General features: G+C 69.8%; 4 protein-coding genes. All 4 read right to left on the reverse strand.

Annotated elements, in window-relative coordinates:
* Window positions 1–76 precede the first annotated feature (76 nt).
* The 4 genes from ACWGIC_RS13785 to ACWGIC_RS13800 all read right to left on the reverse strand — a co-directional run bounded on the left by ACWGIC_RS13785 (window position 77) and on the right by ACWGIC_RS13800 (window position 6,626).
* On the reverse strand, window positions 77–1,912 hold the full coding sequence (locus tag ACWGIC_RS13785) for an ArnT family glycosyltransferase (RefSeq protein ID WP_452076249.1): 1,836 nt from the start codon (window positions 1,910–1,912) through the stop codon (window positions 77–79).
* The gene (locus tag ACWGIC_RS13790; protein WP_452076250.1) at window positions 1,909–3,174 is read right to left on the reverse strand and encodes a glycosyltransferase; all 1,266 of its coding nucleotides are present in this window, start codon (window positions 3,172–3,174) and stop codon (window positions 1,909–1,911) included. Before ACWGIC_RS13790 ends, ACWGIC_RS13785 begins: the two co-directional genes overlap by 4 nt.
* A gap of 80 nt (window positions 3,175–3,254) precedes the next feature.
* The gene (locus ACWGIC_RS13795) at window positions 3,255–5,066 is read right to left on the reverse strand and encodes a glycosyltransferase family 39 protein (protein ID WP_452076251.1); all 1,812 of its coding nucleotides are present in this window, start codon (window positions 5,064–5,066) and stop codon (window positions 3,255–3,257) included.
* Between the two features lie 39 nt (window positions 5,067–5,105).
* Window positions 5,106–6,626, reverse strand: coding sequence for a sensor histidine kinase (locus ACWGIC_RS13800; RefSeq protein ID WP_452076252.1), 1,521 nt, complete (start codon window positions 6,624–6,626; stop codon window positions 5,106–5,108).
* Window positions 6,627–6,798: the final 172 nt, after the last annotated feature.

A 6,798-nucleotide genomic window follows, 5' to 3' on the forward strand; every position in this document is an offset into this window, starting at 1 on the left:
CCGGACGTTCGCGGATGACTCTCCGTGCCTTCCAGAATGCGCCTCGTTCCTGGGAGGAGGCTGAGGATTTCCGGACTTACCGGGTGAGCTGGTAGACAGTCTCGCCACCGACCGTGGTCGCGGTGAAGTTCGCGGCCACCCACTCGGAAATGTCGCTCGACCCGCCGCCGGGTCCGCCTCCCCTGCCGCCGTCCACGTAGTACGCCACTTCGCCCGACGCGACGTACTGCTTGAACTGTTCCAGCGTCGGGGCCGGGTCGCGGCCGCTCCACCCGCCGATGCCCATCACCGACTTGCCGCTCGCCAGCTCCAGGTTCGCCGCCGACTGCGATCCGGTCGTCGCGGCGGCCCATTTCGTCGTCGTGCCGCCCAGCAACTGGCCGACCGCGCCGCTGGTCTCGTCCATCATCCCGAAAACGCCGCCCATGTCGCCGGTGCGCGGACCCGAAGTCGGGATGGAACCGCTGTGCGGCAAGGAAACCGTCTCCACGGCGTACCCAGCGGTGCCGACCCCGAGCGTCAGGACGATCGCCGCCGCGAGACCGGTCAGCACAGTCCGCGCCCGCGGTAGCCCGACCACCACAATGGTGCTCACGAGCAATCCCAGCACCACGATCGTCCAGCGCAGCGCGGGGAACCAGTCGGGCGTGCGGTCGAGCAGGATGAAGTCCCACGCCGCGGTCGCCACGATCATCCCGCCCAGCACCATCCGCGGTGCCAGGTGCGCCCGGCCTCGCCACAGCGCGTGTCCGGAAATCGCGACCAGGGCAGCGATCGCGGGCGCGAGCTGGACCGCGTAATACGGGTGCACGGTGCCGCCCATGAAACTGAACACCAGTCCGGTCACGAGCAGCCAGCCGCCCCAGACCACCAGCGACGCGCGGATCCGGTCAGTGCGCGCGGCCCGCCGAGTGAACCACAAACCGGCCGCCACGCCGATCAGCGCGGCGGGCAGCAGCCACGAGACCTCGGTGCCGAAGCTCGCGCCGAACATCCGTCCGAGGCCGGAGCTGCCGCCGAACGCGGCGTTCGCGCCGCCGCCCGGACCTCCGACCATACCGCCGCCGTTGCCCTGCCCGCCGAAGATCCGGCCGAGCCCGTTGTACCCGAGCGCCAGCTCCAGCAGGCTGTTCCCGGTCGACCCGCCGATGTACGGCCGCGAAGCCGCCGGCCAGATCTCCACCAGCGCCACGAACCAGCCAGCCGACACGACCACCGCGACCCCGGCGTAAAGCAGATGCAGCAACCGTTTCCCCAGCCCGGTCGGCGCGGCGATCAAGTACGCCAGCGCGAACGCGGGCAGCACGAGGAACGCCTGCATCATCTTCGTCAAGAACCCGAATCCGATTGCCACGCCAGCGAAAACGAGCCACTTCGGACTGGCCTTCTCGATCGCCCGCACCGTGCCGTAGGCACCGGCGATGAGCAGCAGCGTGAGCAACGCGTCCGGGTTGTTGAAGCGGAACATCAGCGCGGCGACCGGAGTCAGCGCGAGCATCGCACCGGCCAGCAATCCCGGGAGCGGCCCGGAAACGCGACGGACAGTCAGGTATAGCAGCCCGACCGAGCCGACGCCCATCAACGCCTGCGGGGCGAGCACAGTGAAGCTGGAAAACCCGAAGATCCGCGCGAAAGCCGTCCCCACCCACAACGCGGCAGGCGGTTTGTCGACAGTGAGCACGTTCCCGGCGTCCAGCGAACCGAACAGCCACGCCTTCAGGCTCTGTGTGCCCGATTGCACTGCCGCGGCGTAGAACGAGTTGCCGTACCCGGAAGCGGTCAGGTTCCAGAAGTACAGGATAGCGGTGAGCGCGAGGAGACCGAACACCGACGGACGGACCCAGCGCAGTCTCGCGGCGCCGCGATCCGGTGTGTCCGGGGCGGCGGGCCGGGCGGACAGGACAGTGCTCACGATGACTCCTCGGTAGCGGTACGGCGCGGATTGAAGACCCAGCCTCGGAGCAGCAGGAAACGGAGCACTGTGGCGGCGAGGTTCGCCAGCACGAGCACGGTCGTCTCCAGAACCAGCCCGGGATGGGTGGTGTGGTTGAGCAGGGCGAGCGAACCGCTGGTCAGCGCCAGTCCGAGGCCGAACACGAGCAGCCCTTCGAACTGGTGCCGCCCGGCTCCGGCCCGGCCGCGGACGCCGAACGTCACCCGCCGGTTCACCGCGGTGTTCGCGACGGCGGTGACGAGCAGCGCGGTGAAGTTGGCCGCCTGCGCGCCGACCATGGTCCGCAGCAGCAGGAAAAGCAGCAGATATGCGACAGTGCTGGCGACACCGACCGCGGCGAAGCGCACGAGTTGCTTGACCAGGCTCGGGGACACTCCAGGGGCCTCCACACCGATCGGTTCGCGGCCGAGCTGTTCGCGCAGCCGGTGGACGGGGATCTCGCCGGTGAGGGTCGCGCGCGTGACCCTTGCGATGCCTTTGAGGTCGGCGGCGGCGGTCGCGAGGAGGTCGACCGACGAGTCCGGGTCGTCGACCCAGTCGACCGGCACCTCGTGGATCCGCAGCCCGGCGCGCTGGGCGAGCACGAGCAGTTCGGTGTCGAAAAACCAGCCGGTGTCCCGCACGTGCGGCAGCAGCGCGCGGGCGACGTCGGCGCGGATCGCCTTGAACCCGCATTGCGCGTCGGAGAATCTCGCCGCGAGCGTGCCGCGGAGGATCAGGTTGTAGCAGCGGGAAATGAACTCGCGCTTCGGGCCGCGGACCACGCGGGCGCCGCGGGCCAGCCTGCTGCCGATCGCGACGTCCGAATGCCCGGACAGCAGCGGCGCGACGAGCGGGTCCAGCGCGGCGAGGTCGGTGGACAGGTCCACGTCCATGTAGGCGAGCACGGCGGCGTCCGAGGCGGACCAGACGGCCCGCAGTGCGCGGCCGCGGCCCTTCTCGTTCAGGTGGCGCACTTCGACTTCGGGGAACTCGCGGGCCAGTTCTTCGGCTACCGCAAGGGTTTCATCGGTGCTCGCGTTGTCCGCGACGGTGATCCGGTACGGGTAGCCGGCGCGTTCGGCGAGGTGCGCCCGCAGTCTGCGGATGCACGGTTCGAGGTCGGTTTCCTCGTTGAAGACCGGGATGACGACGTCCAGCACGGGGTGCGGACCGCCGAGGCCGACCGGAGTCGTCCCGGGCCGCGGGGCGCTGCTGCGGGAGGGGGCGGTGGCGTTCATGGGTTCACCGTCGTCTGCCGGGCTTTGGCCACCATGTGGTGTTCCTGTGCCTGCGCTGTGTTTGGCCGCACGAACCGAAATCAGGCCGTGAGGTCGTACACCGTGACACCGTCCACTGTGGTCAGTTGATAGTTCTCGGATACCCACTGGACGATCCGGGCGGCGGCATCGCTTCCGCTGCTGGAGCCGCGCATGGCCATTCCGTCGCCGAGGAAGTAGCGGATCTGCCCGGCGCGGACGTACTGCTGGAACTGCGCGAGCGTCGGATACGGATCGGTGCCGTTGAACCCGCCCACCGCGAGCACCGGTTTGCCGCTGCCGAGCTGGTATCCGGCGGCATTGTTGGACCCGACGGTCGCCGCGGCCCACCGGTAGTCGCCGGATTTCCGGAGCAATGCCGCCAGGTTCTCGCCGGGGAGAGTGGTGCCGAGCAGTCCGCCGCCGCCGAACATCTGCCTGGTGTTCGGCCCGGCGGACGGAATCGCGCCGCTGTGCGGAGTCACGGCGGTGGCGAGGCTGTATGCACCGGTTCCAGTGAGCAGCACAACCAGTCCCAGCACAGCGGCGACGCGGCCGAAGTGCTGGACGAAAAACAGTGCGGCAGCGGCCAAAATCCCGAGGATGAGCACCGTCGGGGCAAGCCACGGTTGCCAAGAACTGTTCAGCAGCGAATACGCCGTGATCGTCGTCAGTGCGACACCGCCGCTCAGCAGCCCGACAGCAGCCGGGTTGCTGCGGATCCGCCACAACTGGACCGCGGCGGTACCGACGAGCGCGGCGATCGCCGGGGCGAGCGCGACGGTGTAGTAGGGATGGATGATCCCGCCCATGAAGCTGAACACCGCGGCGGTCACGATCAGCCAGCCGCCCCAAATCAACAGCGACGCACGGCTGTGGTCAGTGCGGGGCGCGTAGCGGGTGAACCACAGGCCGGCGCCGAGCCCGAGCACCGCCGCGGGCAACAGCCAGGCGATGCCGCCCGCCATTTCGCCGCCGAACAACCGGAACAGCCCGGTGCTGCCCCAGCCGCCGCCAGGACTGCCGCCGACGCTGCCGGTCTCGTCACCGGTGATGCGGCCGAAACCGTTGTACCCCAAGGTAAGTTCGATAAGGCTGTTGTTTTGCGAGCCGCCGATGTACGGCCGGTCCGCGGCGGGCCACAACGCCACGACCGCGAGGTACCAGCCTGCGGAAACCACGACCGCGGCGAGTCCGGCGAGCAGGTGCAGGAGACGTTTGCTCAGCGCGACAGGCGCGGCTACGAGATAGGCGAGCGCGAAGGCGGGCAGGACGAGGAACGCTTGCAGCATCTTGGCGAGAAAGCCGAACCCGACCGCGATCCCGGCTATTGCCAACCACTTCGGGCTGGCTTTCTCGATCGCCCGCACTGTGGCGTAGGCGGCGGCGATCAGCAACAGCACAAGCAACGCGTCCGGATTGTTGAAGCGGAAGATCAACGCCGCAGCGGGGGTGAGCGTAAGCACCGCGCCAGCCAGCAATCCCGCCGCCGCACCCGAAGTACGCCGGACCGTCGCGTACAGCAGCCACGTGGAGCCGACCCCCATCAGTGCTTGCGGGACCAGGATGCTCCACGCGTTCACGCCGAACAGCCGCGCGGACAGGCTCATCACCCAGAGCGCGGCTGGCGTCTTGTCCACGGTGATGCCGTTGGCCGCGTCGGTGGAGCCGAAGAACAACGCCTTCCAGCTCTGCGATCCGGCTTGCGCGGCAGCGGAGTAGAACGCGTTCGCCCAACCAGACGCGCCGAGATCCCACAGGTAGAGCGCGGCGGTGGCGACGAGCAGCAGCACGAGGGCCGGACGCGCCCACTTCGGCTCAGCGCGCTGGACCGGCGCGGCGGGAACGGCTGAAGGGGTCGCGACTGCGGTCATGCGGCCAGCCTCGCGGGGCGACCTGGGGCCGGGATGTGCCTACCCTGTGTGCCCGCTGTGCGACTTGGGGTCAGCCGCGAGCGGGCTGCGCCGAGCCGGGACCGCGACCGGCAGCCGCACGGCGAATTCGGTCTGTCCAGGGCGGCTGCGCATCGCGATGGCGCCGTGGTGCGCGGTCAGCACCGCGGACGCGATCGCCAGGCCGAGCCCGGTCGAACCGGCTGCTCGCGACCGGGACGAATCCCCGCGGGCGAAACGCTCGAACACCGCTGGCTGCAGTTCGGGCGGGATGCCGGGGCCGTCGTCGGTCACGCGTACCACGGCGCTGCCGTCCGCGACTCGGCTGAGCGCGGTGACGACCGTCGTGCCGGGAGGCGTGTGGACGCGGGCGTTCGCGAGCAGATTCGCCAAAACCTGGTGCAGCCGTTGGACATCGCCCAGCACGAGAATCGGTTCCTCCGGAAGGGCGAGCTGCCAGACGTGGTGCGGACCGGCCACGTGCGCGTCGCTGACCGCGTCCGCGACCAGGCGGGTCAGGTCGACTTCGGCGACCTCCAGCGGACGGCCCGCGTCCAGGCGGGCCAACAGGAGGAGGTCCTCGACGAGCGCCGTCATCCGGTCGGCCTCGGACTCGATCCGCGCCATCGAATGCGCGACGTCCGGCGGAGCGTGGCTGGCCGACCGTCCGGCGAGTTCGGCGTAGCCGCGGATGGCCGCGAGCGGGGTGCGCAGTTCGTGGCTCGCGTCGGCGACGAACTGGCGGACGCGCAATTCGCTGGCGTGCCGGGCTTCGAGCGCGGAGGAGATGTGCCCGAGCATGTGGTTCAGCGCCGCGCCGACCTGGCCGACTTCGGTGCGCGGGTCGGTGTCCTGGGCCGGGACCCGGACGGACAGGTCGACGTCGCCTCGGTCCAGGGGGAGTTCGGACACTTGGGCCGCGGTTTCCGCGACGCGTTCCAGCGGGCGCAGGGTTTGGCGGACGGCGTAGGCGCCGAGGAAGGCGGCACCGGTTACCCCGGCGGCGGCTACGCCGAAGAGGATCAGGCCGACGGTCAGCAGCGTTTGCTGCATGGGGGCCAGGGGGACGCCGGTGATGACGATGCCGTCGGGGGTCGGGATCGCGGTGAGGCGGTAGTCGCCGAGGGTGCCGAGGGTGCGGGTGTAGGGGCGGCCGTCGTTGGGGAGGTCTTGCAGCGCGGTCAGTTCGTCGGGGGTGAGGCTGACTCGCTGGCCGTGGGGGGTGAGCCAGCCGCCGGTGCCGTTCGTTCCGGTGAAGGAGAAGTGGGCGATTACGGTGCCTGCGCCTTGTCCTGGGGCGTCCAGGGGGTTGCGGCCGTTGTCGTCGGGAGGGGCTGGGCGGGTGGTGAAGTCCAGTGCTCGGGCGGTGGCGGCGGAGAGCTGGGTGTCGGTTTGGGCGAGGAGGAAGGCGTGGAGGGCGAATTCGCTGATTACGCCGATGGTCAGGCAGACGAGGGAGAGGAGGAGTGCTACGGAGATGGTGAGTTTGGTGCGCAGGGATTGCCGGGCCGGGTGGGCGGCGGATCCTGCGCGGGGGGTCATGGGTTGAGGGTGCGGGGGGAGGGTGTGGGGGTGATGTGTGCTCGCTGTGAGTTCGCTGTGGGGGCGGCTCGTCGCCTGGCGGCGACATTGCGCCCGGTGGGCGTGGGGGCACCCCGAAGCCCGATTGTGCTGACGGTTCGGGGGTGCTTGTCAAGGCGGGAAAGATGCCTTG

This window comes from Amycolatopsis sp. NPDC054798 (assembly GCF_053611505.1).